General features: G+C 63.5%; 23 protein-coding genes. 13 read left to right on the top strand and 10 right to left on the bottom strand.

What is annotated here, in order from left to right:
- The first annotated feature begins 16 nt into the window (after nucleotides 1-16).
- The 8 genes from VR863_RS02335 to VR863_RS02300 all read left to right on the top strand — a co-directional run bounded on the left by VR863_RS02335 (nucleotide 17) and on the right by VR863_RS02300 (nucleotide 6,375).
- Entirely contained in the window at nucleotides 17-757 is a 741-nt protein-coding gene (locus VR863_RS02335; protein ID WP_324826819.1) for an OmpA family protein, read from the top strand.
- A 117-nt stretch (nucleotides 758-874) separates the two neighbouring features.
- Nucleotides 875-1,393 carry a helix-hairpin-helix domain-containing protein gene (locus VR863_RS02330; protein ID WP_324826818.1) on the top strand — a complete coding sequence of 173 codons (519 nt, stop codon included), beginning with the start codon at nucleotides 875-877 and terminating at the stop codon, nucleotides 1,391-1,393.
- A 64-nt stretch (nucleotides 1,394-1,457) separates the two neighbouring features.
- A complete protein-coding gene (locus VR863_RS02325; protein WP_324826817.1) occupies nucleotides 1,458-1,820 on the top strand; it encodes a response regulator in 363 nt (120 codons plus the stop codon).
- A gap of 76 nt (nucleotides 1,821-1,896) precedes the next feature.
- Nucleotides 1,897-2,346: a lasso peptide biosynthesis B2 protein gene (locus tag VR863_RS02320; RefSeq protein WP_324826816.1), complete on the top strand. Its 450-nt coding sequence runs from the start codon at nucleotides 1,897-1,899 to the stop codon at nucleotides 2,344-2,346.
- Between the two features lie 60 nt (nucleotides 2,347-2,406).
- A complete protein-coding gene (locus VR863_RS02315; protein WP_324826815.1) occupies nucleotides 2,407-3,591 on the top strand; it encodes an acyl-CoA dehydrogenase in 1,185 nt (394 codons plus the stop codon).
- Nucleotides 3,591-4,232, top strand: a complete 642-nt coding sequence (maiA, locus tag VR863_RS02310) for a maleylacetoacetate isomerase (protein ID WP_324826814.1) — start codon at nucleotides 3,591-3,593, stop codon at nucleotides 4,230-4,232. Before VR863_RS02315 ends, maiA begins: the two co-directional genes overlap by 1 nt.
- Before the next feature lie 5 nt (nucleotides 4,233-4,237).
- On the top strand, nucleotides 4,238-5,248 hold the full coding sequence (locus VR863_RS02305) for a fumarylacetoacetate hydrolase family protein (RefSeq protein WP_324826813.1): 1,011 nt from the start codon (nucleotides 4,238-4,240) through the stop codon (nucleotides 5,246-5,248).
- A 35-nt stretch (nucleotides 5,249-5,283) separates the two neighbouring features.
- Nucleotides 5,284-6,375: a glycosyltransferase gene (locus VR863_RS02300; RefSeq protein WP_324826812.1), complete on the top strand. Its 1,092-nt coding sequence runs from the start codon at nucleotides 5,284-5,286 to the stop codon at nucleotides 6,373-6,375.
- On the opposite strand, the gene VR863_RS02295 is transcribed toward VR863_RS02300, so the two are convergent.
- The 6 genes from VR863_RS02295 to VR863_RS02270 form a co-directional block, all read right to left on the bottom strand.
- On the bottom strand, nucleotides 6,365-7,513 hold the full coding sequence (locus VR863_RS02295) for a hypothetical protein (protein ID WP_324826811.1): 1,149 nt from the start codon (nucleotides 7,511-7,513) through the stop codon (nucleotides 6,365-6,367). The genes VR863_RS02300 and VR863_RS02295 overlap by 11 nt on opposite strands.
- A complete protein-coding gene (locus VR863_RS02290) occupies nucleotides 7,510-9,726 on the bottom strand; it encodes a GumC family protein (RefSeq protein ID WP_324826810.1) in 2,217 nt (738 codons plus the stop codon). Before VR863_RS02290 ends, VR863_RS02295 begins: the two co-directional genes overlap by 4 nt.
- Nucleotides 9,723-10,409 (bottom strand): polysaccharide biosynthesis/export family protein, encoded by a 687-nt coding sequence (locus tag VR863_RS02285; protein WP_324826809.1) that lies wholly within the window; start codon nucleotides 10,407-10,409, stop codon nucleotides 9,723-9,725. Before VR863_RS02285 ends, VR863_RS02290 begins: the two co-directional genes overlap by 4 nt.
- A gap of 26 nt (nucleotides 10,410-10,435) precedes the next feature.
- Nucleotides 10,436-11,812, bottom strand: coding sequence for an O-antigen ligase family protein (locus tag VR863_RS02280; RefSeq protein WP_324826808.1), 1,377 nt, complete (start codon nucleotides 11,810-11,812; stop codon nucleotides 10,436-10,438).
- Between the two features lie 86 nt (nucleotides 11,813-11,898).
- Nucleotides 11,899-13,062 carry an acyl-CoA dehydrogenase family protein gene (locus VR863_RS02275; protein ID WP_324826807.1) on the bottom strand — a complete coding sequence of 388 codons (1,164 nt, stop codon included), beginning with the start codon at nucleotides 13,060-13,062 and terminating at the stop codon, nucleotides 11,899-11,901.
- Between the two features lie 51 nt (nucleotides 13,063-13,113).
- Nucleotides 13,114-13,875, bottom strand: coding sequence for a crotonase/enoyl-CoA hydratase family protein (locus VR863_RS02270; RefSeq protein WP_324826806.1), 762 nt, complete (start codon nucleotides 13,873-13,875; stop codon nucleotides 13,114-13,116).
- Nucleotides 13,876-13,990: 115 nt separating this feature from the next.
- On the opposite strand from VR863_RS02270, the gene VR863_RS02265 reads away from it, so the two are divergent.
- From VR863_RS02265 to acs, 3 genes are all read left to right on the top strand, one after another.
- Nucleotides 13,991-15,259 (top strand): acetyl-CoA C-acetyltransferase, encoded by a 1,269-nt coding sequence (locus tag VR863_RS02265; RefSeq protein WP_324826805.1) that lies wholly within the window; start codon nucleotides 13,991-13,993, stop codon nucleotides 15,257-15,259.
- 186 nt (nucleotides 15,260-15,445) lie between these two features.
- The gene (locus tag VR863_RS02260) at nucleotides 15,446-16,537 is read left to right on the top strand and encodes a TIGR03032 family protein (RefSeq protein ID WP_324826804.1); all 1,092 of its coding nucleotides are present in this window, start codon (nucleotides 15,446-15,448) and stop codon (nucleotides 16,535-16,537) included.
- A gap of 95 nt (nucleotides 16,538-16,632) precedes the next feature.
- Complete coding sequence (acs, locus tag VR863_RS02255) at nucleotides 16,633-18,582, top strand: acetate--CoA ligase (protein ID WP_324826803.1); 1,950 nt, start codon at nucleotides 16,633-16,635, stop codon at nucleotides 18,580-18,582.
- A 20-nt stretch (nucleotides 18,583-18,602) separates the two neighbouring features.
- Here acs and VR863_RS02250 read toward each other — a convergent pair whose 3' ends face one another.
- The 4 genes from VR863_RS02250 to VR863_RS02235 all read right to left on the bottom strand — a co-directional run bounded on the left by VR863_RS02250 (nucleotide 18,603) and on the right by VR863_RS02235 (nucleotide 23,564).
- The gene (locus tag VR863_RS02250; protein ID WP_324826802.1) at nucleotides 18,603-20,378 is read right to left on the bottom strand and encodes a sodium:solute symporter family protein; all 1,776 of its coding nucleotides are present in this window, start codon (nucleotides 20,376-20,378) and stop codon (nucleotides 18,603-18,605) included.
- 6 nt (nucleotides 20,379-20,384) lie between these two features.
- Nucleotides 20,385-20,678 carry a DUF4212 domain-containing protein gene (locus VR863_RS02245; protein ID WP_324826801.1) on the bottom strand — a complete coding sequence of 98 codons (294 nt, stop codon included), beginning with the start codon at nucleotides 20,676-20,678 and terminating at the stop codon, nucleotides 20,385-20,387.
- 76 nt (nucleotides 20,679-20,754) lie between these two features.
- Nucleotides 20,755-22,728 (bottom strand): TonB-dependent receptor, encoded by a 1,974-nt coding sequence (locus VR863_RS02240; RefSeq protein ID WP_324826800.1) that lies wholly within the window; start codon nucleotides 22,726-22,728, stop codon nucleotides 20,755-20,757.
- 173 nt (nucleotides 22,729-22,901) lie between these two features.
- Nucleotides 22,902-23,564, bottom strand: a complete 663-nt coding sequence (locus tag VR863_RS02235; protein ID WP_324826799.1) for an OmpW/AlkL family protein — start codon at nucleotides 23,562-23,564, stop codon at nucleotides 22,902-22,904.
- Between the two features lie 141 nt (nucleotides 23,565-23,705).
- Here VR863_RS02235 and VR863_RS02230 point away from each other — a divergent pair, with 141 nt between their 5' ends.
- Nucleotides 23,706-24,407, top strand: coding sequence for a helix-turn-helix domain-containing protein (locus VR863_RS02230; RefSeq protein WP_324826798.1), 702 nt, complete (start codon nucleotides 23,706-23,708; stop codon nucleotides 24,405-24,407).
- Between the two features lie 79 nt (nucleotides 24,408-24,486).
- Nucleotides 24,487-26,151 carry a cytochrome-c oxidase, cbb3-type subunit I gene (gene ccoN / locus VR863_RS02225; RefSeq protein WP_324826797.1) on the top strand — a complete coding sequence of 555 codons (1,665 nt, stop codon included), beginning with the start codon at nucleotides 24,487-24,489 and terminating at the stop codon, nucleotides 26,149-26,151.
- Nucleotides 26,152-26,155 lie beyond the last annotated feature (4 nt).

The following is a 26,155-nucleotide window of genomic DNA, read 5'->3' as shown; positions in this document are numbered from 1 at the left end:
CGGCTAAGAGGCGGCCATGCCGATCCGTCCGGGCCTTGCCATATTCGCTGGAGCCATGCTCGTCGCCGTTGCCGGTTACGGCGTTGCTGGGCCAACCGCGACCGATTTCGTCGCCCCGCTGGGCTCCATGGCGTCCAAGGCGATTGCCGAGGCCGGTGGCACAGGCGTGACCGCGCGCTTTGCCGGGCCGGCTGGCTCGCCATCGCGCCATCCCGTTCTGACCGGCGGCGAAAATCTGGACGAAACGAGCCGGGCCAGGGTTGCCCGCGCTGTCGCCGCCGTCCCGGGCGTGGGCGGGGTGGTATGGAGCGACGGGACATTGCGCGCCGAAAGCGATGCGCCAGCCTACGAACCGCTGCATTGCCAGGAAGATGTCGACGGCCTGCTTCGCACACGATCCGTTCGCTTCGAAGAAGGGTCCAGCGCGATGTTGCCCGCCAGCCGGGTGTTGCTCGATGAAGTTGCTGCCGCGCTTCGGCCCTGCCTTGGCTCGATCATCTCCATAACCGGCCATACCGATGCTTCGGGGACCGAACCGGGCAATATCGAATTGAGCATGGAGCGCGCGCGCGCCGTTCGCGAGGCGCTGGTCAGCCGCGGAATACCGCGCGACGGGCTCCGCGCCCGCGGCGTGGGTTCGTCCGAACCGGTCGAAGGGCTGGCACCCGGCGATCCGGCCAACCGAAGGATCGAATTTGCAGTGGTCCGCACCGAACCGCTGACCCCGACCCCCATCGATACCCCGGGAGCGCGCTGACATGGCTGTGTGGTTCGAATTGGTGGCCATGATGCTCGCCGCCTATGGCTTCGGGCTGGGTCTTGGCTGGGTCGTCTGGGGCCGCAGCGATACAATCGATACGCAAGGGGATAGCGAATGACCGAATTGCTCACCGCCTATTGGCCAGCCATCGTGGCTGCGCTGGTCGTCGGCCTGCTGGTTGCCTGGTACGTCTTCAACGCATCGCGGCGTACGCGCGTTACCGGCACTGGCGGAGACGTGCTCGACGAAGGCGCATCGCGTGCCGAACGCAACAAGGCGCTGATCGATACCGCGCCAGCGGCGCCCGCCGCCACGCCCGTCGCACCCGAAATTCCAGCCACCAGCCCGATCCCCGCGCCCGTTGGCGCAGCGAACATCGCGCCCGCCGCTGGGGGCGATGACCTGACGCGGATCAAGGGTCTCGGCCCGAAACTGGCAAGCCTCCTCAACGAAAACGGGGTGACGACCTTTGCCCAGATGGCAGCATGGGACGATTCCGAAATCGACCGGATCGACGCGAAGCTGGGCCGGTTCGAAGGCCGCATCCGGCGTGACGACTGGGTCGGCCAGGCCAGGCTTCTGGCGGCTGGAGACGATGCCGGTTTCGCCGGGAAATACGGCCGCCTTTCCTGACTGCGGAACGAATCCCTCTTCCTCCGGTTGAATCTCTCGGGTCGACTGTCGGTGGAGAGGTACCATGCAGCAGAAAATGCGCGTCCTTGTGGCGGAAGATGAACTGATAATCGGTTTCGATTTGTGCAACACGGTCAAAGAGGCCGGCTATGTCGTCGAAGGCCCTTACGACGATTTGTCGTCGGCCACGCTCGCCTACGAAACGAACAAGCCGGACCTCGCGATCCTCGACGTCACTCTGGGCGATGGGACCGTGTACCCGCTTGCCGAACAGATGATGGCCGAAAATGTCCCCGTCATCTTCCATTCGGGTGGCGTGATTTCGGAAGACTTCGCAAGCCGGTATCCTCAGGCCCAGTCGCTTACCAAGCCCTGCCCGCCGACCGAAGTGATCGCCGCGCTCCAGCAGGCGCTTGCCGTCCACTGACGTTTTGGATGCCGAGGCCGCGCCCCTAATCGATGTTCCGATTGGCACGGGCGTGATCCATGGTAGCCTGTGTACCGTGCCCAAGTTACGCACCTTTCTCGCTCTCGACAGCGTCGAACGTCTCGCGAGTTTCGAGGCCCTGGCCGCGCTCGCGGTGGCGCAGGCGCTCGTCCGGCTCGTTCCCCCGCGCCGTTGGCGGGCGCGTTTCGGGGCGGTGGCGGGCAACGACCAGCCCGATCGGATCGATGCGGCAAACCTCACCACCATACGCATCGTTCGCCTCGCCATAGCGCGTGCCGCGCGCAATCTTCCGACCGACCCCAACTGCCTGCCCCAGGCGCTTGCCGCGCGGCGAATGCTGGACCGGCGCGGCATCCGGTCGTCCCTGTTTCTCGGCACATCGCGCTCCGCTGACGCGGGGCCGCGTTTTCACGCCTGGCTCAAGGTCGGCGGCGAATGGGTGACAGGCATGTGCGACGAAAGCCGATACGCGTTGTTGGTCCCCGCAGACGCGGGAACTGCCTGACGGCCCCTTGCGGAGTGTCCGCAAGCCTGCCATCGGCAGATCAATATCAAAGGAGAGCACATGGCCGGTATGGTGCCTTTCGCGTGGGACGATCCCTTCAATCTCGACGATCAGCTGACGGAAGAAGAGCGGATGATCCGCGACGCCGCGCACAGTTTCGCGCAGGGCGAACTCCAGCCGCGGGTAATCGAAGGTTTCGCCAAGGAAATCGACGATCCCGAACTGTTTCCGATGATGGGCGAAGCGGGTCTTCTGGGCGCGACGGTCCCCGAAGAATACGGCGGCGCCGGCGCTTCCTATGTCGCCTATGGCCTGATCGCGCGCGAAATCGAACGGGTCGATTCCGGCTATCGTTCGATGGCCAGCGTGCAATCCAGCCTCGTGATGTATCCGATCCTCGCCTACGGTTCGGAAGAACAGAAGCGCAAGTATCTGCCCGGCCTCGCCAGCGGCAAGCTGATCGGCTGCTTCGGCCTGACCGAGCCTGATGCCGGATCCGATCCGGCAGGCATGAAGACCGTGGCGAAAAAGGATGGCGACGGCTACATCATTTCCGGATCGAAGACCTGGATCTCCAACGCCCCCTTTGCCGATGTTTTCGTCGTCTGGGCGAAAAGCGAAGCCCATGGCGGCGGTATCCGCGGCTTCGTTCTCGACAAGGGCATGAAGGGGCTGTCCGCCCCCAAGATCGAAGGCAAGCTGTCCTTGCGCGCCAGCACCACCGGCATGATCGTCATGGACGAAGTGAAGCTGCCCGCGGACGCCCTTCTGCCGGAAGTCCAGGGCCTCAAGGGTCCGTTCGGATGCCTCAACCGCGCCCGTTACGGGATCAGTTGGGGCGCAATGGGCGCTGCGGAATTCTGTATGCACGCTGCGCGCCAGTATGGTCTCGACCGGTTCCAGTTCGGTGTGCCGCTGGCGTCCAAGCAGCTGTACCAGTTGAAGCTGGCCGACATGATGACCGAAATCTCGCTCGGCCTGCAAAGCTCGCTGCGCGTCGGCCGCCTGATGGACGAAGGCAAGTTCGCGCCCGAGATGATCAGCATCGTCAAGCGCAACAATGTCGGCAAGGCGCTCGATATTGCCCGCAAGAGCCGCGACATGCACGGCGGCAACGGGATATCGGGCGAATACCAGGTGATCCGCCACATGGTGAACCTGGAAACCGTCAACACCTACGAAGGCACGCATGACGTACATGCCCTGATCCTTGGTCGCGCGGTCACCGGGATCGCCGCGTTCTGATGAAGCTCTTCGCCTATTTCCGCAGTTCGACCAGCTATCGCCTGCGCATCGCGCTCAACCTCAAGCGGCTCGACTATGATGTCGTGCCGGTCGATCTGAGGACAGCCGAACAGAAGGGCGAAGCCTTCACCACGCGCAACCCTTTCGGCAGCGTCCCGATGCTCGAAGCCGACGGGCGTGACCGGGTGCAGTCGATGGCGCTGATCGAATGGCTGGAAGAAGCCTACCCGCTACCGCCGCTTCTGCCGCGCGACATCGAGGACCGGTATACGGCCCGCGAACTCGCCTATGCCGTCGCGACGGAAATTCACGCCGTGAACAACCTGCCGGTGCTGCGCTATCTTGCCGATCCGCTGGGCCATTCGCAGGACGAGATCGACGTCTGGTACCGCCACTGGCTGGCCCGCACGCTCGACCCGCTGGAGGCACGCCTTGCCCAGCTGCAAGCGGGCGATTTCCTGTTCGATACACCGGGTCTGTTCGAGGTGGTCCTGCTTCCGCAAGTGTATAACGCGCGCAAGTTCGCGTTCGATTTTTCCGCGCATCCGCACATCACGCGGATCGAGGCGGCGTGTCTCGCGCTGCCCGAATTCCAGCGCGCGCACCCTGACAACCAGCCCGATTCTCCTGAAAGGACCTGACCACCATGAAACTAGCCACGCTCAAGGACGGAACCCGCGACGGCAAACTGGTGGTCGTGTCGAAAGACCTCACCCGGTATTGCGCCGCAGATAACATTGCCCCCACGCTGCAGGCCGCGCTCGACGACTGGGACACTGTCGCGCCCCGGCTCGACGCGCTTTACCGCGATGTCGAACACCAGGCGGTGCCGTGCGAGCGGTTCCACGAACGCGAAGCCCATTCGCCCCTGCCGCGTGCCTACCAGTGGGCCGACGGATCGGCGTATATCAACCACGTGGAACTGGTGCGCAAAGCGCGCGGTGCCGAAGTGCCCGAAAGCTTCTATCACGACCCCCTGATGTATCAGGGTGGAAGCGACACATTCCTCGCCCCGCGTGACGACATTCCCCTGAAGGACACCGCATGGGGCTGCGACATGGAGGGGGAAATCGCGGTCATCACCGATGACGTGCCGATGGGCGTGACAGCAGAGACGGCGGCCGGCCACATCAAGCTGGTCATGCTGGTCAACGATGTTTCCTTGCGCGGGTTGATCCCGGGCGAACTTGCCAAGGGCTTCGGGTTTTTCCAGTCCAAACCGGCAAGCGCGTTCAGCCCCGTGGCCGTGACGCCCGACGAGCTGGGCGATGCCTGGCAGGGCAATGTCATCCACCTGCCGCTGATGGTCGATTATAATGGCGAGGCGTTCGGCCGGGCCAACGCGGGCGTCGATGCCACGTTCAACCTTGCCCAACTGGTTGCCCATGCCGCCAAGACACGCGATCTCGGTGCGGGGACGATTATCGGATCGGGTACGGTCTCCAATCAGGATGAAAACGGCGGCGCTGGAAAGCCGGTCAGCGAAGGCGGTCTGGGATATTCCTGCATCGCGGAAATCCGCATGATCGAAACCATCGACAAGGGCGAAGCCAGCACGCGCTTCATGCAGCCGGGCGATACCGTGCGGGTCGAAATGAAGGATGCGGACGGGCATTCGATCTTCGGCGCCATCGAACAGAAAGTGGTTCAGGCCTGACTTCGCATTCCCCCCTCGCCGGACAGCGGATCGGTTTGCTGTCGGCCTGGGCCAGCCGGGCGAACGGGGGGGTTTTCGAAGCCGTCGCCGCTCAGGCTGCGCTGCTGCGCGATCTGGGCGCTACGCCGGTCATCATCGCGATAGACGACCCGGCCCATGCCGACGACCGCTGGCGGTTGGGTGAAGCAGAAATCCTGCTGGCTCAGGGTAAAGGCCCTGCCCAGCTTGGCTATGCGCCGCAACTTGGCGCCACGCTCGATCGTGCGAAGCTCGACCTGCTGCACCTTCATGGCATCTGGCAATTTCCCAGTCACGCCGCCGATGGCTGGGCACGGCGTACGGGCCGGCCGCTCGTTATCAGTCCGCATGGGATGCTGGACCCCTGGATCACCGGACGCAACGCGTGGAAGAAGACCCTCGCCCGCACGATCTGGGAACGCCGCAGCTGGCGCTCGGCCACTGCCTTTCATGCCCTTACCGAGGCGGAGGCACACGATATCGTGCATGAAACGGGCGGTGCGCACATTGCGACAATTGCGAACCCGGCGCCAAACCCCAGCGCAGCGCCCGATGCAATGCCACCGGCAAACGCGCTCTACCTCGGGCGCATTCACGCGAAGAAAAACATCGCGGCACTCGTTTCCGCATGGGCCAAGGCGCGGCCCAACCTCCCCCACGATGCGACCTTGACCATCGCGGGATGGGGCGATGATGCCGGGATCGAAATGCTGGAACACGCCATGGGCGGCGCGGACACCTCTATCCAGTTCGTCGGCACGGCCTTCGGCTCGCAAAAGGCGGCACTTTTCGATGTGTCGCGGTTCCTGATCCTGCCATCGCTGAGCGAGGGATTGCCCATGGCGGTGCTGGACGCGTGGGCCGCCGGAAGGCCCACGATCATGTCCGATCACTGCCACGTCCCGATCGGTTTTGAAGCCGGGGCCGCGATACGATGCCGCACCAGCGCGGACGAGATTGCCACGGCGCTGGAGCAGGGTTTTTCGCTTGGGGAAAACGAATGGATGGCGATGGCTGTCGCGGCGCGCGCACTTGCCGCCGGGCCGTTCGGTCGCCCGGCAATCGCCGGAAAATGGGAAGCGTTCTATTCCGCCCTGCTCAGCGGGTGACAGGTTCCAGGTCGATGCGATCGACCACGACCCGCCCAGCCCCCGGCCTGAGCCACAGGCTCAGGATGGCGTCCGAACACGTCGGCGCGTCAAGCGCCTGCCCGCCCTGGTCGATCCGCTCTCGTAACGCCTGCGGACGCGACGGCGTAGTGCAATTGAGGGCGGCAATCAATCGCTGCCCCCCCGGCCCGTCAACCTTGGCGGCAACCCGATAACGGCCCGTTTCAAGCGCGACCGGCTGGGACAGGACCAGCTTCGTCACGCTGGAACGGTTCTCCAGCTCGATCCGGGCTTCGTCACCGGAAAGCCGGGTAACCCGCACGTCGCCCGTGCGATAACGGCGCCATCCGATCGATACCGACCCGTCATCACCGAACTGTTCGAATTCGTTATCGGCGATAACACCGGACGGAACCGCTTGGGGGCAATGGCGACGCGCGACCCCGTCCGCCTCCGCGCGGAAATTGCCGCGCGCCAGCTCCAGGATCATGGGCATGGTCGCCTCGCACCCCAGCACCCCAATATCGGCATCGTCGCGGGCCAGAAAATCAGCGCGCGTGCGAAGCTGGGCGGCATCCGCACCCGCGGCCGACAGATAGGCGTTCGCCCATTGCGGACTGCTGCCGAGCCGCGAAGCAAGTGCGCGCCGTCCTTCGGGGCTGGCTTCCAGCATGGCCAAATAGGTTTGCGTGACGCCCGCTGCATCGCCAGCGCGCAGCAGGGCGTCGACACGCGATGCCGCGGCATCGAAATTGCCCCGCGCCAGATCCTCGGAAAACAGATAGATCTGGGTCAGCGGGTTGCGGTGTCCAAGCTGCGACGACACTCCGAACGCCCGCGCTGCCTGCGCGCGATCGCCCGACAATTCTGCCGCGGCCCCTAGAAAGGCGAGCCCGCGGGCGTCCATCGGATCGCGGGCAACCGCCACGCGCGATAGCGCGATCGCTTCCTCCAGATCGCCTTCGCCCAACGCGCGCGCGGCGTGCCGCTTGGCTGCGCCGACCTGGAAAGCGGAAGGAACGAACCGTTCGAACGCCTGGCGTGTCTCGGTCATCCGGTCGAAGCCGGAAATCATCGCCAGGATTGCGAACAGGATTATGGCGGTCGTGGCGCCAATCCGCGCGCCCGTCACGCTCATGCCTCGTGACGCACGTCGCCAGTGGCGTACTGGTAGTAATCGTACCCGTAATACGCCGAATATCGATTGCCCGACCGGGTGGGATCGAACTTCGCCAGCACGGCACCCAGCAGCACCGGCTTCATCGAACGCAGCCGTCGCAGCGCTGCCTTGAGCGATCCGCTACGGCCCCGCTCGGCTTCGACGACGAACACCGTACCATCGGCAATGGCTGCAAGCATCGGCGCGTCGGCTAGGCCGAGGACCGGAGGGCTGTCGACGATCACGACATCGTGGCTTTCCGCGAACATTTCCAGCAACTGCGCCATTCGCGGCGAGCTGAGCAATTCGGATGGGCTCGGCGGAAGGGGGCCGGTAGGCAGCAGATCGAAGCCGTGATCCTTGATCGTCAGGATGGAACTGGCCGGATCCGCTTGCGATACCAGAAGGTCGGTCAGGCCGCGTTCCGCCCGGATGCCGAGAAGCTTGTCCAGCGCCGGCCGCCGCAGATCGGCGTCGATCAGCAGCGGCTTCATCCCGATCCGCGCAAATCCCGACGCAATGGCAAAGCTGGTGGTGCTCTTGCCTTCGTGGGCCTGCGCGCTGGTGACCACGATGACCTTGGGCAGGCCCTGCGGTGTGGAATACAAAAGCGCGCCGCGCATCGAATTGTAGGCTTCGGCGATGGGCGATTTCGGGTTGTCCAGTGCCTCCAGGGGGGTGCCCTCTTCGGCCCTTGGCACCACGCCCAGCAACGCAAGATCGAGCTTGTCTTCGACGTCTTCCGGCGTGTGGATCACATCGTCCAACTGGTCGCGCATGAACACCGCAACGCCCGCAAGCCCGAGGCCCAGTAGGAGGCCGAGCGCAAGGTTGCGCGGCACATTGGGCGACGATGGCGTGGTCGGCGCTTCGGCCCGGTCGATGATCGCGATGTTGCTCGAGGAGATGCCGGCGGACGCGTTCAGTTCGCGATACCGCTGGAGCAACCCGTCATAGATCGATCGCGCCGTATCGGCCTGCCGCGCAAGCACGTTGTAACGCACCGACTGGTCTTGTTCGGCAAGCGAATTGCCGCGTGCCTGTGAAACCTGCCCGTCGAGCTGGGTTTCCGCCGATTGGGCCGCACGGTATTCGGCGCGAATGGATTCGCGGACCTGCGATGCGGTGGTCTGCAACTGGCGGCTTACCGCGGCCAGATCGCCCTCCAGCCGGTCGATCGCCGGATGCTTGCCGAGATAGCGTTCGCGCGCGACCTGTAATTCACTGTCGATTTCGGCACGGCGCGTCATCAGGGCCTGCACGGTCGGATTGGCCAGAACGGCCTGCGACGACAGCAGCGGCGTTGCCTGGATCGCCTGCCAGCGCGATTGCGCGGCGATGCGGTTGGCACGCGCCTGAATGGCCGCATCGTTCAACTGGATGAGGCTGGAGGTTGTCACCGTACCGGCCAGCGTGTCGCGCCCGTCCGGCGAAAGCACGTCGCGGGTGCGGATCAGGCCAACGCTCTTCGCGTAATCGTTGAGGTCGCGTTCGGACTGTTCGAGGTCGACACGCGCCTCTTCCAGCTGTTCTTCCACGAAATCGCGCGCGTAGGATGTGCTGTCGAACCGCCGTTGCAGATTGGCCTGAATGAACTCCTCGGCAAAGGCGTTCACGACATTTGCCGCCATCCCGGGATCGGTGCCGGTAAAGCTGACTTCGGCAATGCGAGTCGAACGGGGCAGTTCGATCTGGAGGTTGTCACGCAGCAGTTCGACCGCGAGGGCGCGATCCTTGGCCTGATCGCCGCTCAGCGCCGAAGTCGGCACTTCCATGGCGGAGAAGAAGCGTTCGCTGCCGGACAGGTCGAGCCGGTCGGCCACGCGCTCGGCGAGCCCGCGGCTGCGCAGGATATCGAGCTGGGTGTTGAGAAACCGGTCGATGTCCCAATCGGATGGCGGCGAAACATTGCCCGTCTCGAACTCGCTGCCGAGCACCTCGTCGCTCTGATCGTTGATCTGGACGCTGGTCTTGGCGGTGTAGCGCGGCGTGTCGAGCAACGTCGAAATGAGCGCCAGCACCAACACCGCGCCCACAATGGCAATCGCCATCCAGAAATGGCGCCGAATGGCGGCGATGGCATGGCGCACGTTGGCGCTGATCGGGTTTTCGCCCGCGGCAAGATAGGCCGCCTGATAACGGCTGCCCTGCGGCGCCGGTTGCGGCGCGGAAAGGTGGGTTTCTGCGTTCATGGCCACGGCCGGAAAATGCCGATCACGGGCAAGGCGCGAACGGCGTCGAGGAAGATGCCCCGCGCACTGGAGAAGCCGACGACAACCGTGTCACCCGGCAGCAATGCGACATCGGGCATACGCCCGCCGCGAATGGCCTGCGCATCGAAGCGCCCGGCCATGCGCTCGTCCCCGACCGTGCGGAAAATCATCACCTCGTCCAGCTTCGCCTTTTCCGTCGGGCTTCGCGCAAGGGCCAGCGCGGTGAGCAGGGTCTGCCCATCGGTATAGGGGTACACACCGGGCAGTTCGACTTCGCCTTCGACCGCGATGGTCCGCACTTGCGTTTTCTTGACCAGCACCGACACCCGCGGATCGCGAACGTAATCGGCCGCGTAGGCCGCTTCGATCGTTTGCGCGAGTTCGGTTGCGGTGCGCCCTGCCGCGCGCACGTCGCCGATCAGCGGCAGACTGACGACGCCCGCGTTGTCGAGCGCGATTTCATCGACGCTCAGTTCAGCTTCGTCGTAAACGCGAACGGATACTATGTCCCCGGGAGCGAGCGCGTAACGCTGCGGTGCGGCGGCTGACCTGTCGACCGCGATGGCGGCGTAACCGGCATCGCCGGACGGTACGATCGGATCCGCACCTGATTCGCATCCCCCGAGCGCAAGCGCTGCCGCGGCAGCAAAAGCTGCAATCATGCGTCGTGGCATGGACCGGCGATCCGTCATTCTAGCGCGTCCATTTCCTGGCGACCCGAAGCGTTCAGCGCGATTGCGCCAAGTAGGCCGGCCGCGACCCCTGCGAGGCTTGCTATTGCCATGTTCCGGAGCGGGTAATCAACGAAGGAATGCAGGCCTATCACCATGAATGTTCCAAGCGCGAAGAGCACGGCGGGACGGTCTGCCCGATGCGCGTTCCACGCGCGCCGCGCCAGCCACGCAAGGCACCCCAGCCCCGCCAGCAAAATAAGCGGCGCCAGAGCCCCCGCTTCGAGCAGGAATTCCAGGTAATCGTTGTGCGCGCGGTTCGGGAAAAGATCGTCGAGTGTCTCGACGCGTTCCACTGGAAGGAATGTACGCGTGAAGGTGCCGACACCGCTACCCCACGGCCAGTACTGGCCGATCGCCGTCAGCGTATCCTGCCACAGGTCAACGCGCGAATCGCGGCTGGCGTCGAACCGCGCCAACACGCTGTCGAGCCGCGAATTGCCCGAGAACATCACCGCGGCACCGGCCACAAGCGCTGCAAGTGCCCCAGCCGCAGCAAGACCGTTGGAAAGCTGACGGGCAACCCCCGTGCTGCGAAGCATCGCGTACTGCACCAGCAGCACGAGCGGAAGCAGCGCGATGCCAGCGCGCGACCCGGTAAGCGCAAGGGCGACGATCAGGAAGATTTGCAGCACGGCGACAATGCCGACATCGCTTCGCAACACCGGGCGCCTGCCCGCCGTCGATGCGAACCAGGCGGTCAACGCCAGCGACCCAATCAGCAAGGCATCGGCGGCCGAATTGCGGCTGGCATGAAAGGCGGTAAGCCAGACATCGTGGCTGACCTCGTAGAGCCGGAATTCGCCGGGTCCGCTGGCCATCTGTAGCACGCCCAGCGCCGCGCCAGCGATGCCGACCATTGCCACGAGCAACAGGACGAAACGCCTGTCGCGGCCCGTAAGCGTTGCCGCGGCCAGCATCGCGCCGACCGCAGGGACGATCGCGAGGATCGCAGCAAGGGTCATGTAAGGCGCGACGGACATGGGCCGCCACCCGTCCCGGTCACCGATAACCGCCAGCGCATCGCTGGCGAGGCCGCGCCCTGGCAGCGCCTGCCACAAACCAGGGGGAAGCGGGATGACCTGCACGATCGGGAGAACGATGATCATCGCCCCCAACCACACCAGCGGCTTGGCGATTTTTGGCGGATGGTCATCGGCGGTGCGTGCCCACCAAAGCCAGGCAATCGCGCACAGGGCAAACACCAGCTGGACGATGATTTCGGCCGCTGCGCTGGGCGAACCGCCCCCGCCGAATACCAGCGCGGCGGCAAGGTAGGTGCCGACCACCATGCCCCGGCGTGTTTCCGGCAAACGCTTGCGCAGACCCGTCATCGATTTCCTCGAATTATTCCACGCAAGTGTAAGGCCGCGCGGCGCGCCCGCAAGCGCCCGCGCGGCCTATCCACCGGACTCTCGCCTTACATCGAGCGCGCGATCACCATTTTCATGACTTCATTCGAGCCGCCGAAGATACGGGTGATACGGCTGTCGCGGTACATCCGCGCGATGGGATAATCGTTGATGAAGCCTGCCCCGCCGTGGAATTGCAGGCATTTGTCGACCACTTCACCCTGCAGTTCGGTGACCCAGAACTTGGCCATGCAGGCAGTGGCGACATCGAGTTCGCCCTTCAGGTGCCGGGCGATGCAATCGTTGACGAACACCCGAGCCGCGGTTCCCCGTGCGTTAAGATCGGCAAGAACGAACTGGGTGTTCTGGAAATCCCAGATCGTCTGACCGAACGCCTTGCGATTCTTGACAAAATCGAGGGTCGTCTCGAGCGCCTTCTCGATCCCCGTCATGGCGCCCATGGCGATGATCAGGCGTTCCTGCGGCAGTTCGCCCATCAGCTGGTAGAACCCCTTGCCTTCCACGCCGCCGAGGACATTTTCCGCCGGGACGAAGACATCGTCGAAGAACAGTTCCGAGGTGTCAGCCGCATCCAGCCCGATCTTGTCCAGCTTCTTGCCGCGCTGGAACCCTTCGGCACCTTCGGTTTCGAGCAGCATCAGCGAGATGCCCTTGGCGCGCTCGTTCGGGTCGGTCTTGGCGACGATGATGATGAAATCGGCCGTCTGACCGTTCGAAATGTAGGTCTTGGCACCGTTGATGCGGTAGCCATTGCCATCCTTGAGCGCCGTCGTGGTGATGCTCTGCAGATCCGAGCCGACGCCCGGTTCGGTCATGGCAATCGCGCTAACCAGTTCGCCGGTTACCAGCTTGGGCAGGTACTTCTTCTTCTGTTCTTCCGTGCCGTGGCGCACCAGGTACGGAAGGATAACGGTGTTGTGCAGCGACGCTGCAAAGCCTTCGACGCTGTGCTTGGCCTGCTGGTCGATCACCACCATATCGTGCCGGAAATCGCCGCCGTGGCCGCCATATTCTTCCGGTACCGATACGCCCAGAAGACCAGCCTGGCCCGCCTCGTTCCAGAACTCGCGTTCGACCTGCCCGTCCTCGCGCCATTTCAACACGCGCTTTTCGGGCGCGTGCTGTTGATAGAACTTGCCCACGGCATCGGCGAAAATCGAAATTTCCTCGTCGTTCATGAACTCGGGCTGGGGTACGTTGATTGCGGGCATTTCTGGGGTCCTCTCCGGATATCTGGTTCTAGGTCGCCGTGACGCTGAGGGTTACTTGCCCTTCCAGTTCGGCTTGCGCTTTTCGGCAAAGGCGGCCGCGCCTTCCCGCGCGTCTTCGCTGACGAAGACCGGGGCGATCAGCTGGCCCTGACGGGTATAGCGTTCGTCCATCGGCCAGCCGCGCGATTCCTTCACGATCTGCTTGGACACCCGCACCGCGAACGGGCCGTTGGCCACGATGCTGGCGGCCAGTTCCTTTGCCCCGTCAAGCGCCGACCCTTCGGTCACGCGATTGATAAGGCCGAGCTGATATGCCCGGGCCGCATCGATGAATTCGCCGGTCAGCGCCAGTTCCATGGCGACACGTTCGGGAATCTGGTCGGGCAGCATCATCACCCCGCCAGCGGCAGCCACCAGGCCGCGCTTCACTTCGGGAATGCCGAATTTCGCGCTGTCCTTGGCCACGACCAGGTCGCAGGCGATCATCAGTTCCAGCCCGCCGGCCAGCGCATACCCTTCGACTGCGGCAATCAGCGGCTTCTTGGGCGGCGCCTGCACGATCCCGCCGAAACCGCGGCCTTCGATGCTGGGGGATTCGCCGCGCAGGAAGCCCTTGAGGTCCATGCCCGAACAGAACGTGCCGCCGGCCCCGGTCAGGATGCCGACGCGCAGATTGTCGTCGCTGTCGAGGCGATCCATGGCCGCAGCGATCCCTTCCGCCGCCGCCTTGGTCATCGCGTTCTTGGCTTCGGGGCGGTTGATCGTGACGACAAGGATGCCGTCTTCTTCGCTCGTCAGGACTTCTTCGGACATCCGGCTCTCTCCCATTTCATTTCGAAACTTGTCTTGCGCCCTTGCTGCGTCACGTTTACGCAAACGTCAACCGGCAACTGCCGCAAGAATCGACAAGTTGAGAGGAGTTCACGCCATGGCCGAAGCATATATCATCGATGCAGTCCGCACCCCGCGCGGGATTGGGAAGCAGGGCAAGGGCGCGCTGGCGCACATGCACCCCCAGCATCTCGCCGCGACCGTCCTCAAGGCGATCAAGGACCGCAACCATCTCGATACCAAGACGGTCGACGATGTGATCTGGTCGGTCAGCACGCAGGACGGAATGCAGGCCGGTGACATGGGCCGCATGGCTTCGCTCGACGCTGGCTATGACATCACCTCATCCGGCACCACGCTCGACCGTTTCTGCGGCGGCGGCATCACCTCCGTTGCGCTTGCCGCGGCACAGGTGATGAGCGGCATGGAAGACTGCGTCGTGGCCGGCGGCACCGAAATGATGAGCCTGACCGCACAGATGAGCCGCGACAAGATGGCCGCCGGACTGAAGCCGCCGATGATGGGCAGCTACAACGAGCGTTTGCAGCAGGTGCATCCGCAGAGCCACCAGGGCATCTGCGGCGATGCCATTGCCAGCATGGACGGTTTCACCCGCGAAGAACTGGACGAGGTCGGCTACCGCAGCCAGCAGCGCGCAGCCGAAGCGATCAAGGAAGGCCGCTTTGAAAAGTCTGTCGTTCCGGTCACCGATGACGAGGGCAACGTCGTCCTCGATCACGATGAATATCCCCGCCCGCAAACCACGCGTGAAGGCCTGGCCGAACTGGAACCGGCCTTCACCAAGATCGCCGACATGCCGCTGGACGCTTCGGGAACGACTTTCCGCAAGCTCGTGAACAAGAAGTACCCGGACCTGGAAATCAAGAATTTCCACCACGCCGGAAACAGCTCGGGCGTGGTCGATGGTGCCGCGGCGGTGTTGGTCACCAGCAAGGAATACGCCCAGAAGCACGGCCTCAAGCCGCGGGCGCGCATCGTTGCAACCGCGAACATGGGCGATGACCCCACCTTGATGCTGAACGCGCCTGTCCCCGCGGCCAGGAAGGTCCTGGAAAAGGCCGGTATGACCAAGGACGATATCGACCTTTACGAAATCAACGAGGCGTTCGCCGTGGTCGCCGCCAAGTTCGTCAAGGATCTCGATCTCGATTGGGACAAGGTCAACGTCAACGGCGGTTCGATCGCGCTCGGTCACCCGATCGGCGCGACCGGATCGATCCTGATCGGCACGATCGTCGATGAACTGGAACGGCAGAACAAGCGCTATGGTCTTGTCACCATGTGCGCCGCCGGCGGCATGGCTCCGGCGATCATCGTCGAGCGGGTCGACGACTTCGTCGACTGATCACGGATTTGCGGTCGCCATCAGGCGGTAGCCCCAGGGAGCCAGCGTCACGCTGTCACCCTTGCTCGGGGCTACCGCACTTGCGCCGCGAAACGGCGACGAGGCTGGGCGCCTGCTCACGCAATTTGCCTGACTACACCCCAGCCTGACTGGCGCACGCTCAATCCGCACGCTACGCCTTGCCCGATGAGGGAGAGCGACGCGCCGCGCGCGGGCAATCAGGCCGACAACGATACACCGAAAGTCGGCATCGACTTTTCGGCCGGGTTCGCCGCATTTCTGAAAGCTGCCAACACCTCGTTCGCCTTCACCTCGTACCAATCGGGACGCCTTTACCTTGCCGGCCATTCGCCGGACGGAAAGCTGGCCCTGCACGAAGCGTTCTACCCGCAAGCGATGGGCGTGGTCGGCGATGCGAACCGCATCTATCTGGGCACGCTGACCCAATTGGTCCGGCTGGAGAATGTTCTGAGCCCGGGTCAAATGGCGAATGAACGGCATGATCGCCTGTTCGTCCCACGCAACATGCAGACGTTCGGGAACATCGACTTTCACGAGCTTGGTATCCGTGACGGGGGCGGCGTGGTCGTAGTCAACACGCGCTATTCCTGCCTTTGCGAACCCAGCCTGACGCACAGTTTCCGGCCTATCTGGAAGCCCGATTTCATATCCGGTCTGGCACCGGAGGACCGGTGCCATCTAAACGGCCTCGCGATGGTCGACGGTCGGCCGAAATACGTGACGGCAGTGGGCCGATCCGACACCGCCGAAGGTTGGCGTGCGATGCGCCAGGACGGCGGACTGGTGATCGATGTCGAATCCGATCGGATCGTTGCCGATGGGCTGTCGATGCCGCATTCGCCCCGCTGGCACAGGGGGGAACTGTGGGTGCTGAATTCCGGCACGGGCGAACTTGGCCGGATTGATCGTTCGAGCGGCGATTTCCGGCCGCTGGCGTTTCTGCCCGGTTTCCTGCGCGGACTCGCCTTCATCGGCGATTACGCGGTGGTCGGGCTGTCGAAACCGCGCAACGGGCGGTTCGAAGGATTGACTCTCGATCAGGCGCTGGCCGACAGGGGCGCAGACGCGTGGTGCGGCATACAGGTGATCTCGCTCGAAACCGGCGAGGTGGCCGAGTGGCTGCGCTTCGATGGCGCGATTTCCGAACTGTTTTCGATTGCAGCCCTGCCGCGCGTGGCCAATCCCATTACGATCGGCCCCCAATCGAAAGAAATCGCGGAGCTTGTCACGTGGGAGCGACCCGCATGGGAAGGTTAGAGCGTTTTGGCCGGATCGATGATGTCGCAAGTTGAAACTTGCGTTCAAATCCGCTTTCTCTGCAATCCAACAACCAAACGCACCGGGAGCAGGCGATGACGAATACCGCGCACGATCAGGAATGGGTCCGCCGCCCGGCGTCTGCCGAACAGGGCACCAATTGCACGGCCGCCCAGTATGACGCGAAGTACGCCCGCAGCCTGGAAGACCCGGACGGCTTCTGGGCCGAACAGGCGCGGCGGCTGGACTGGTTCGAACAGCCGACGCGCGTTTCCGACTGGAGTTTCGATCCGGTCAGCATCCGCTGGTTCGAAGATGGCACGCTCAACATCTGCCACAATGTCGTCGACCGGCATGTCGCAGCCGGAAAGGGGGACCGCGTGGCCCTCATTTTCGAACCAGACGATCCTGACGGGGACGTGCGGCACATCACCTACGCCGAACTCCAGCGTGAAGTCGTTCGGATGGCCAACACGCTGGTCAAGATGGGCGTGCAGAAGGGCGACCGGGTCACGATATACATGCCGATGGTTCCCGAAGGCGCCTACGCGATGCTTGCCTGCGCGCGCATTGGCGCAATCCACTCGGTGATTTTCGGCGGCTTCAGCCCCGATGCGATCGCCGGCCGGGTGGAAGACTGCGCGAGCGACTGGATCGTGACTGCCGACGAAGGACTGCGCGGCGGCAAACGGATCGCGCTCAAGGCCAATGTCGACGCCGCCCTGGAAAAGGTCACCGCGAAGGCGGTCCTGGTGCTGCGCCATACGGGTGGCGATGTCGCCATGAAACAGGGCCGCGATCACTGGTACCACGACCTGTCGCAAGGCGTTGCTGCCGATTGCCCCTGCGAGCCGATGAACGCCGAAGATCCGCTATTCATCCTCTACACCAGCGGATCGACCGGCAAGCCCAAGGGCGTGCTCCACACGACGGGCGGTTATGCCGTGTGGACCGAAACGACCTTCCGCCACATTTTCGACTATCGCGAGGGCGAGGTTTTCTGGTGCACCGCGGACATCGGCTGGGTCACGGGCCACAGCTATATCGTTTACGGCCCGCTGCTGAACGGTGCGACGGCGCTGATGTTCGAAGGCGTGCCCAATTACCCCGACCATGACCGTTTCTGGTCGGTATGCGAAAAGCACAAGGTCAACATCTTCTACACCGCACCCACCGCAATTCGCGCCCTGATGCGCGAAGGCGAAAGCCATGTGACCAAGCACGATCTGTCAACCCTTCGCCTGCTGGGCAGCGTGGGCGAGCCGATCAATCCCGAAGCCTGGCGCTGGTATCACGACACGGTTGGCAAGGGCGCGGTCCCCGTGATCGACACCTGGTGGCAGACCGAAACGGGCGGTTGCATGATTACCACACTGCCCGGCGCGCACGACATGAAACCGGGCAGCGCAGGCCGCCCGTTCTTTGGCGTTTGCCCGCAACTGGTGGACAATGACGGCGCCGTTCTGGATGGCGCAGCGGAGGGCAATCTGTGCGTCACCCGCAGCTGGCCCGGCCAGGCACGCACCGTTTACGGTGACCATGACCGGTTCGTGCAAACCTATTTCACCACCTACAAAGGCAAGTATTTCACCGGCGATGGCTGCCGCCGTGACGCCGATGGCTATTACTGGATCACCGGACGGGTCGACGATGTCATCAACGTATCCGGGCACCGCATGGGAACCGCAGAGGTCGAAAGCGCGCTGGTGCTGCACCCCAAGGTTTCCGAGGCCGCGGTGGTGGGCTATCCGCACGACATCAAGGGCCAGGGCATCTACTGCTACGTCACGCTCAACTCGGGCGAGGAACCGAGCGATGAACTGACATCGGAATTGCGGCAATGGGTGCGCAAGGAAATCGGCCCCATCGCCACGCCCGACCACCTGCACTTCACCCCTGCCCTGCCCAAGACACGCAGCGGCAAGATCATGCGCCGCATCCTGCGCAAGATTGCGGAAAACGAATTCGGTGCGCTGGGCGACACGTCGACGCTGGCCGATCCCAGTGTCGTGGACAGCCTGATCGAGGGGCGGAAGGGCCGCTAGGCGCCGCGCGCCGCCACCCGTCAGTGCCGCTGGGCGGAACCTGCCCCGCGCGGGACGCGGATCTTTTCGACCAGCGCGTCTATTTCGCCAGGCGGCGGCGCGGTTGCCCGCGCCACGGCAATCGCCACCGCGAAATTGACCAGCATGCCGATCACGCCGATCCCTTCGGGCGAAATACCCATCAACCAGTTGGCTTCCACGTTCGCATCCGGGTTCCACAGCTTGAAATAGGCAATGTAGACGAATGTGAACGCGAGACCCGAAACCATTCCGGCAATCGCCCCTTCGCGGTTCATACGTTTGGAAAAAATGCCCATGAAGATCGCCGGAAACAGCGATGCCGCCGCCAGCCCGAAGGCGAAGGCCACAACCTGTGCCACCCATCCCGGCGGGTAGATCCCGAGTATCCCCGCCACGACGATGGCAGCCGTTGCCGCCAGGCGGGCAGCCAGCAATTCACCCTTCTCGCTGATTTGCGGCCGGAAGGTGGATTTCAGAAGATCGTGGCTTACCGATGACGAAATCACCAACAGCAACCCCGCGGCTGTCGACAGCGCCGCCGCCAGCCCGCCTGCGGCAACCAGCGCGATCACCCATCCCGGCAGGGCGGCGATTTCCGGGTTGGCCAGCACCATGATGTCGCGATCGACATAAACTTCGTTCGCGTTGTCGGTGCCTGCGTTGTCGAGCAGCCGTTCGCCCGAATTTCCCGTCCCTCCCGGTGTGTATTCCGGTGCTCCGACGAAAGCATCGCCGGGGCCGTATTGCATCTGTCCGTCGCCGTTCTTGTCCCGCCATGCGATCAGGCCGTTGGTTTCCCAGTTTTTGAACCAGGCAGGTGCCTGGGCGTAGGATGTGTCGGTGACGCTTTCGTTGAAATTGATGCGGGCGAAGGCGGCAACCGCCGGCGCCGTCGTGTAAAGCAGCGCGATGAACACCAGCGCCCAACCAGCCGATTTGCGCGCGTCGGACGCCTTGGGAACCGTGAAGAACCGGACGATCACGTGCGGCAGGCCGGCGGTTCCGATCATCAGCGCCGCCGTGATGCAGAACACGTCGATCATCGACTTGGTGCCACTAGTATAGGCCGTAAAGCCCATGTCGACGAGCGAACTGTCGAGCTTCTGAAGAACGCTCAGACCCGAACCGTCGACCATCTGTGAACCAAGCCCGATCTGGGGGACCGGATTGCCGGTCGCCAGCAGGGACAGGAAGATCGCCGGGACCAGATAGGCGAAGATGAGCACGCAATATTGCGCCACCTGCGTGTAGGTAATGCCCTTCATCCCGCCCAGCACGGCATAGAAGAACACGATCCCCATGCCGATTATGACGCCCAGGGAAACGTCCACTTCCAGAAAGCGGCTGAACACGATGCCCACGCCGCGCATCTGGCCCGCGATATAGGTGAAACTGATGAAGATCAGGCACACCACCGCCACGGTGCGCGCAACGTTGGAATAATACCGGGTTCCGATGAAATCCGGCACCGTGAACTGGCCGAACTTTCGCAAATAGGGCGCTAGCAACAGCGCCAGCATCACATATCCGCCGGTCCAGCCCATGAGGTAGACCGATCCGTCATAGCCCATGAAGGCGATGAGGCCCGCCATCGACAGGAAGCTGGCCGCACTCATCCAGTCGGCGGCGGTTGCCATGCCGTTGACCACGGGGTTCACCCCGCCGCCCGCCACGTAGAATTCGGATGTCGATCCCGCCCGGCTCCAGATCGCAATGCCGATATAAAGGGCAAAGCTCAGCCCGACGAACAGGTAGATCAGCGTCTGCGTTTCCATCGTCCGTCAGCCTTCACCGTCTGCGGCATCGTCGTCATCCAGTTCGAAGGATCGTTCGATGCGGTGCATTTTCCACGCGTAAAAGGCGATCAGGCCGATGAAGACATAGATCGACCCTTGCTGCGCGAACCAGAAACCGAGCGGGAAGCCGCCGATCATGTACTGGTCGAGGAACGGGCGGAACACTATTCCCGCGCCGAAGCTGGCCAGAAACCAGATGGACATCAACGCAATCAGTAACCGGATGTTTGCGCGCCAATAGGCGCGGGCCGCAGCCACTTTCGGATCGTCCTGGGACATGTGCACGCCCTCCCCTCGTGCAGGACTATAGCCGCGGTTTGCGGTTGGTCCACGCCCAAGCGTCTGGGATGCGCGTCTATAGCCCCAGCTTCACCCCGGCCCACACGGTACGCGGCACGCCAAGGTCGATCGAACCGCCCTGGTTGCGGGTAAAAACCCTCTCGTCGGTCAGGTTCTCGCCGCGCAGCACCAGGGCAAGCGACCCTGTCACCGGAAACTGGGCATAGGCGTCGAACGTCGTCGCGGCAGGCAGGATATCGGTTTCCAGATCGTCTTCGAACTGCGCGCCGACATGGCGCAACGTCGCCGCAAGCAGCCAGCGAGCCGCCGGGCGATAACTTACCGTCGCGCTGCCAACCCACCGGGGCGTTTGCGAAGGGCGGTTGCCGTCCAGCGCGGCGGCAAAGCCCGTCCCCCGCGCTTCGGCATCGGTGAAGGCAAGCGACCCGTCGAACGCGACCTTGCCGAGCGTCATCGCGGCGTTGGCTTCGATACCGCGCGCGCGGATTTCGTCGATATTCTGCCGTTCGCGCAAATTGGCGGCAATCGTGACGTTCGCGATGGCGTTCTTCACGCGGTTGTCGAAAGCGGTCAGCGAAAGGGCGATGGTTTCAGCCGGTTTGAAATCGATGCCCGCTTCAAACCCTTCCAGCTGTTCGTTTTCCAGCGCGGCGTTGGCCTGCGTGGTTACCGGAAAGACAACAAAGGGCCGATACAGTTCGTTCAGGGTGGGAAGCCGCAGGCCGCTGTATGCGGCCCCGCGCAGGCTGAGCCCCCCGCCCAGCCGGACAAGCGCGCCCCCGCGGAAGGAGGCATCCCAACCGGCCCGGTTGGTATATCGGTCGTCGATTACCGGCGAACCGGTACCGTCGGCTTCGGTGTAGAACCCGTCCCGGATCGTGTACCGATCGAGCCGCGCACCGGCAGTCAGCGTCAGTGCGCCAAGGGTGAAATCGTCTTCCACGAACAGCCCGAGATCGGTGTTCGTCCCGCCCGCGTTGCGGCGGGCCGTCACCGCACCGCTGAACGCGCTGATTGCGGTTTCAAACAATTCGCCTTCCGATTTGCGATAGTCGAGGCCGATCCGAAGCACGTGCGTATCGCCCACGGGGGGACGAAGTTCGATCTTGCCGCCGACACCGGTGGCCGGGGTGTTGCGCTGGTCGAGCACCGGGACAAAGCGGGTGGAACTGATGACGCGGTTGGTGAAATTGCGGGCCTGAACATAGCCCAGCACATCGAACTGCCATTCGCCCCGTCCGACGAGGCGAAGGCTTGCATCCTGCCCTTCCATGCTGCTGTCCGCGCCGTCGAAACGAAGCGTGCGTTCGTCGCGATAGGCAAGCCCGCGAGCCTGCAACTCGATCGAATCAGTCAGGGGCGCAACACCGCGAACCTGGACGGAATAACTGTCGAACGCGGCGCGGGCACTGGCGGGCACACGGTCGGCCAGCGGGGTTGTCCAGAAACCCTGGCCCCGATCCCATCGGCCGGAAATCACGCCGAACCCGTCACCCAGCCGCGATGCCGCAGTCGCACTCGCTTCGGTTTCGCCGCGGTCGTTGACAAGCAGCTGCCCGCCGAACGCGCCGAGCGTTTCCGCGTCCGCGCTGGTCAGTTCGATCGTACCGGCAAGCGCGCCGGCACCAAACGGGCCCGATCCGCCGCCGCGCGTGACCCGTGCCGATGAAAGACGTTCCGGCGCGATGGCGCTGAAGGGAATATAGCCGAAGAACGGATCGGACATCGGCACACCGTCGAGCAGCACGATGGCGCGGCTGGTTGCGTTCCCGCCCAGCGCGCGCAGCGTGGCGCCTTGCGCGGACGGATTGGCCGAACGGCTGTCCGATCGGCGGAATTGCTGGAAACCTGCCACGCTTGCCAAGGCATCCTCGATCCGGCCCGAAGGCGCTGCGACCAGACGTTCGCGGCGAATTTCCTGCGTCGCATAGGCTGGCGCTGCCGGTGTTTCCTCCAGCCCTTCGCCGGTAACGACAATTACGGCCGGAGTGTCCTCAGCATCCTGCGCCCATGCCGGGGTCGCAGACATGGCGATCCCCGCGAAAAGCGGGGCGAGGACCGGTTTGCGGCCAGAAAAAACTGTCAAATGATCGACCCCGAAAGTTGCATTGCCGCCATTCAGACGATTGGTTGGCGGGGGTCAAGCAAAGCGACCCCCGAACGCAGGGCGCCCGGGGGTCGTGCACTATCCGGAATGCGCGGTCAGAACCGGTAGGAAACCCCTGCGCTCAGAACCCATGGGTCGAGCTTGTGTTCGGTTTCGATCGCCAGCGTATCGCCTGCATACCAGCGCGCGGTGGTGTCCACGAAATAGCGCTTGGCATCGAAGGTCAGGCCGTAGCCGCTATCACCCAAGGGGACATCCATCCCAGCCTGGAGGACGAAACCGAATTCGTCCGAAAGGTCGGTGTCGGTCACGGCCAGCGGAATGGTCGCCGCGCCGGGTTTGTCGCTGATCCACCAGAAATAGGTCGCCCCGGCACCGACATATGGCTTCACGCCAGCGACGGGGAAATGGAATTTCGCGGTCAATGTGGCGGGGATCAGGCGGGCGTTGGACACCAGTTCCGCGCCGGGAAGGCCCGCCACGGCATCGACATCGTGCTGCGTCACGCAGCAGATCGTTTCGAGCGAGAAGTTTTCGCTGATGAAATATTCGATCGCCACTGTCGGCACGAAATTGTCGTTGGCGGTCGTCTGGGTGCCGACCGGGAGATTGACCAGATCGATGTTCACGTCGGTAATCTTGCCGTCGGGCAGGACCGCGGTTCCGAGCACCTTTACCTGGAGCGGTCCGTCCTGGGCCGATGCGGGGGCGGCAATGAATGCGATGCCGGCCAGTGCGGCAGCGATGCAGGTCTTCATGAATCGTATCCTTGCACCGCAGTGGCTACCCGGTGCAGCCAAGGATTTTGCAGTGCGTGCGCATCCAGATGGCGAAGGACCCCCGGTGCCGCATTGATCCACGTCAATGATTGCACGACCCGCTGCCCCCATTGGTCAGCCATGCTGGCAAAATCCAACATCAACGAACGATTCGCCGCCCGCATTGCGCCCGATGGAATGGACGCCGCGCTGCGTATGCAGCTTGCCGCGGCATCGCGCAGGATCGCGGTCGAGCGTGAGGAACCCGTTCGTCTCGATGAAAGCTGCGACCAGCTGGTCTACATTGCCCAAGGCGCGACCAAGCTGGTCGCCTATGCCTCCCAGGGGCGCGAGCAGATCGTGGCTTTTCATTTTTCCGACGATCTGGTGTGCGTCCCAGCAAGGGCCACGCACGCCTACAGCCTCGTTGCCCTGACCCCGGCGACCTTGCTGGCCATGTCGCTCGACAAGGTCCTGGAACTGGCCGCCGGCGATGCTGAAATCATGCGCAACCTGCTAGTCACAACCAATGTATCGCTGGCGCGATGCCGCGAAAAGTCGATCACCTTGGGCCGCAAGACAGCGCCCGAAAGGGTCGCCAGCTTTCTTGTCACGATGGCAGATCGTGCGGGTACGCGCGAAGGAACCTCGGTCCTGGTGCCGCTGCCGATGTCCCGCCGCGATATCGCCGACAGTCTGGGCATTACGATCGAGACGGTCAGCCGGCAGATAACCCGCCTTCGCGACACCAACGTCATCGAAACCATCGGACGATCGCAGATACGGATCCTCGATCCGGGACGATTGTGGGCGGGCGCCGGCTTCCTGACCGAAGCGAAATGAAAGTTTTTCAAATTTGCGCTGGATCAATGTCGGGACCTGCGCGGCACCCTAGGCATGGCGCAAACGGACGGAGATTCACATGAAAGCGGAAACAGCCCTGGGAAGGGTCGGCCTGTGGTTTGCGATAATGCTTCTTGCGCTTGCCGCCTCGGTGGCGGCGCACGATGCGGGATTTGCAGCCCACGCCACCATCATCGCCCTGGTCGGCTTCGTCATGATCTGGGTATCGGCATCGCAGTTCGATCCGACCGCCAGATTTCCGATCCTCGCCCCGCCAGAAGGGGAATCGCGATACGATGACGACCCCATCCGCTGGGGGGCGCTGGCGACGCTTTTCTGGGGCCTCGCGGGCTTTCTTGCGGGGCTGTACATCGCCCTTCAACTCGCCTTTCCGGCCCTCAACATCGAACCCTGGTTCAACTTCGGGCGCCTGCGCCCGCTGCACACCAGCGCGGTCATCTTCGCATTCGGCGGCAACGCGCTGATCGCGACCAGCTTCTATGTCGTGCAGCGCACCTGCCGCGCACGGCTGGCGTTCCCGGGCCTCGCCCGTTTCGTGTTCTGGGGATACCAGCTGTTCATCGTCCTGGCGGCTACCGGCTATCTGCTCGGCGTTACCCAGTCCAAGGAATACGCCGAACCCGAATGGTACGTCGACCTGTGGCTGACCATCGTGTGGGTTTCCTACCTCGTGGTTTTCGTCGGCACGATCGTCAAACGCCGCGAACCGCATATCTATGTCGCGAACTGGTTCTACCTGGCGTTCATCGTCACCGTCGCGATGCTGCATGTCGTCAACAACCTGGCGATGCCGGTCAGCCTGCTGGGCTCGCGCAGCTACAGCGCGTTTGCCGGGGTGCAGGATGCGCTTACCCAGTGGTGGTACGGGCATAACGCGGTCGGTTTCTTCCTGACCGCGGGCTTTCTCGCGATGATGTATTACTTCGTGCCGAAGCAGGCCGAACGCCCAGTTTACAGCTACCGGCTGTCGATCATCCACTTCTGGTCGCTGATCTTCCTGTACATCTGGGCAGGTCCGCACCACCTTCACTACACCGCCCTGCCCGACTGGGCGCAGACGCTCGGCATGGTGTTTTCGGTGATCCTGTGGATGCCCAGCTGGGGCGGCATGATCAACGGCCTGATGACGCTGAACGGCGCCTGGGACAAGATCCGCACCGATCCCATCATTCGCATGATGGTGATGGCGCTGGCCTTTTACGGGATGAGCACGTTCGAAGGCCCGATGATGAGCATCAAGGCCGTCAACAGCCTGTCGCACTACACCGACTGGACCATTGGCCACGTGCATTCGGGTGCGCTGGGATGGAACGGAATGATTACCTTTGCCTGCCTCTATTACCTGATCCCGCGCCTGTGGAAGCGCAAGCGGATGTATTCGCTCCGCATGATCAACTGGCACTTCTGGCTCTCGACACTGGGGATCGTGTTCTACGCCGCCAGCATGTGGGTCGCGGGCGTGACCCAGGGCCTAATGTGGCGCGAATACGGCGCGGACGGATATCTGGTGAACAGCTTTGTCGACACCGTCGCGGCGCTGCACCCGATGTACCTGATGCGCGCATTCGGCGGGCTGCTGTACCTGTCCGGCTTCGTGATCATGCTCTTCAACGTCTGGCAGACCCTTGCCGGCCGCCTGCGCGACGAAGCCCCGATGACCGAGACGCCTTACGACGAGAGCGCCGACCGTCCCCTTCCCCCAGTCGCCGTACCGGCAGAGTGAGTGC

It is taken from the genome of Qipengyuania zhejiangensis (genome assembly GCF_035607565.1).
Classification (GTDB): Bacteria; Pseudomonadota; Alphaproteobacteria; order Sphingomonadales; family Sphingomonadaceae; genus Qipengyuania; species Qipengyuania zhejiangensis.
This window is presented reverse-complemented; position numbering and strand designations above follow the sequence as displayed.

Excerpts from the sequence above, each read along its gene's own strand:
- VR863_RS02335 (WP_324826819.1), top strand. The coding sequence starts at position 17 with ATGCCGATCCGTCCGGGCCTTGCCATATTCGCTGGAGCCATGCTCGTC.
- VR863_RS02330 (WP_324826818.1), top strand. The coding sequence starts at position 875 with ATGACCGAATTGCTCACCGCCTATTGGCCAGCCATCGTGGCTGCGCTG.
- VR863_RS02325 (WP_324826817.1), top strand. The coding sequence starts at position 1,458 with ATGCAGCAGAAAATGCGCGTCCTTGTGGCGGAAGATGAACTGATAATC.
- VR863_RS02315 (WP_324826815.1), top strand. The coding sequence starts at position 2,407 with ATGGCCGGTATGGTGCCTTTCGCGTGGGACGATCCCTTCAATCTCGAC.
- maiA (WP_324826814.1), top strand. The coding sequence starts at position 3,591 with ATGAAGCTCTTCGCCTATTTCCGCAGTTCGACCAGCTATCGCCTGCGC.
- VR863_RS02305 (WP_324826813.1), top strand. The coding sequence starts at position 4,238 with ATGAAACTAGCCACGCTCAAGGACGGAACCCGCGACGGCAAACTGGTG.
- VR863_RS02295 (WP_324826811.1), bottom strand. The coding sequence starts at position 7,513 with ATGAGCGTGACGGGCGCGCGGATTGGCGCCACGACCGCCATAATCCTG.
- VR863_RS02290 (WP_324826810.1), bottom strand. The coding sequence starts at position 9,726 with ATGAACGCAGAAACCCACCTTTCCGCGCCGCAACCGGCGCCGCAGGGC.
- VR863_RS02285 (WP_324826809.1), bottom strand. The coding sequence starts at position 10,409 with ATGATTGCAGCTTTTGCTGCCGCGGCAGCGCTTGCGCTCGGGGGATGC.
- VR863_RS02280 (WP_324826808.1), bottom strand. The coding sequence starts at position 11,812 with ATGACGGGTCTGCGCAAGCGTTTGCCGGAAACACGCCGGGGCATGGTG.
- VR863_RS02275 (WP_324826807.1), bottom strand. The coding sequence starts at position 13,062 with ATGCCCGCAATCAACGTACCCCAGCCCGAGTTCATGAACGACGAGGAA.
- VR863_RS02270 (WP_324826806.1), bottom strand. The coding sequence starts at position 13,875 with ATGTCCGAAGAAGTCCTGACGAGCGAAGAAGACGGCATCCTTGTCGTC.
- VR863_RS02265 (WP_324826805.1), top strand. The coding sequence starts at position 13,991 with ATGGCCGAAGCATATATCATCGATGCAGTCCGCACCCCGCGCGGGATT.
- VR863_RS02260 (WP_324826804.1), top strand. The coding sequence starts at position 15,446 with ATGAGGGAGAGCGACGCGCCGCGCGCGGGCAATCAGGCCGACAACGAT.
- acs (WP_324826803.1), top strand. The coding sequence starts at position 16,633 with ATGACGAATACCGCGCACGATCAGGAATGGGTCCGCCGCCCGGCGTCT.
- VR863_RS02250 (WP_324826802.1), bottom strand. The coding sequence starts at position 20,378 with ATGGAAACGCAGACGCTGATCTACCTGTTCGTCGGGCTGAGCTTTGCC.
- VR863_RS02245 (WP_324826801.1), bottom strand. The coding sequence starts at position 20,678 with ATGTCCCAGGACGATCCGAAAGTGGCTGCGGCCCGCGCCTATTGGCGC.
- VR863_RS02240 (WP_324826800.1), bottom strand. The coding sequence starts at position 22,728 with ATGTCTGCGACCCCGGCATGGGCGCAGGATGCTGAGGACACTCCGGCC.
- VR863_RS02235 (WP_324826799.1), bottom strand. The coding sequence starts at position 23,564 with ATGAAGACCTGCATCGCTGCCGCACTGGCCGGCATCGCATTCATTGCC.
- VR863_RS02230 (WP_324826798.1), top strand. The coding sequence starts at position 23,706 with ATGCTGGCAAAATCCAACATCAACGAACGATTCGCCGCCCGCATTGCG.
- ccoN (WP_324826797.1), top strand. The coding sequence starts at position 24,487 with ATGAAAGCGGAAACAGCCCTGGGAAGGGTCGGCCTGTGGTTTGCGATA.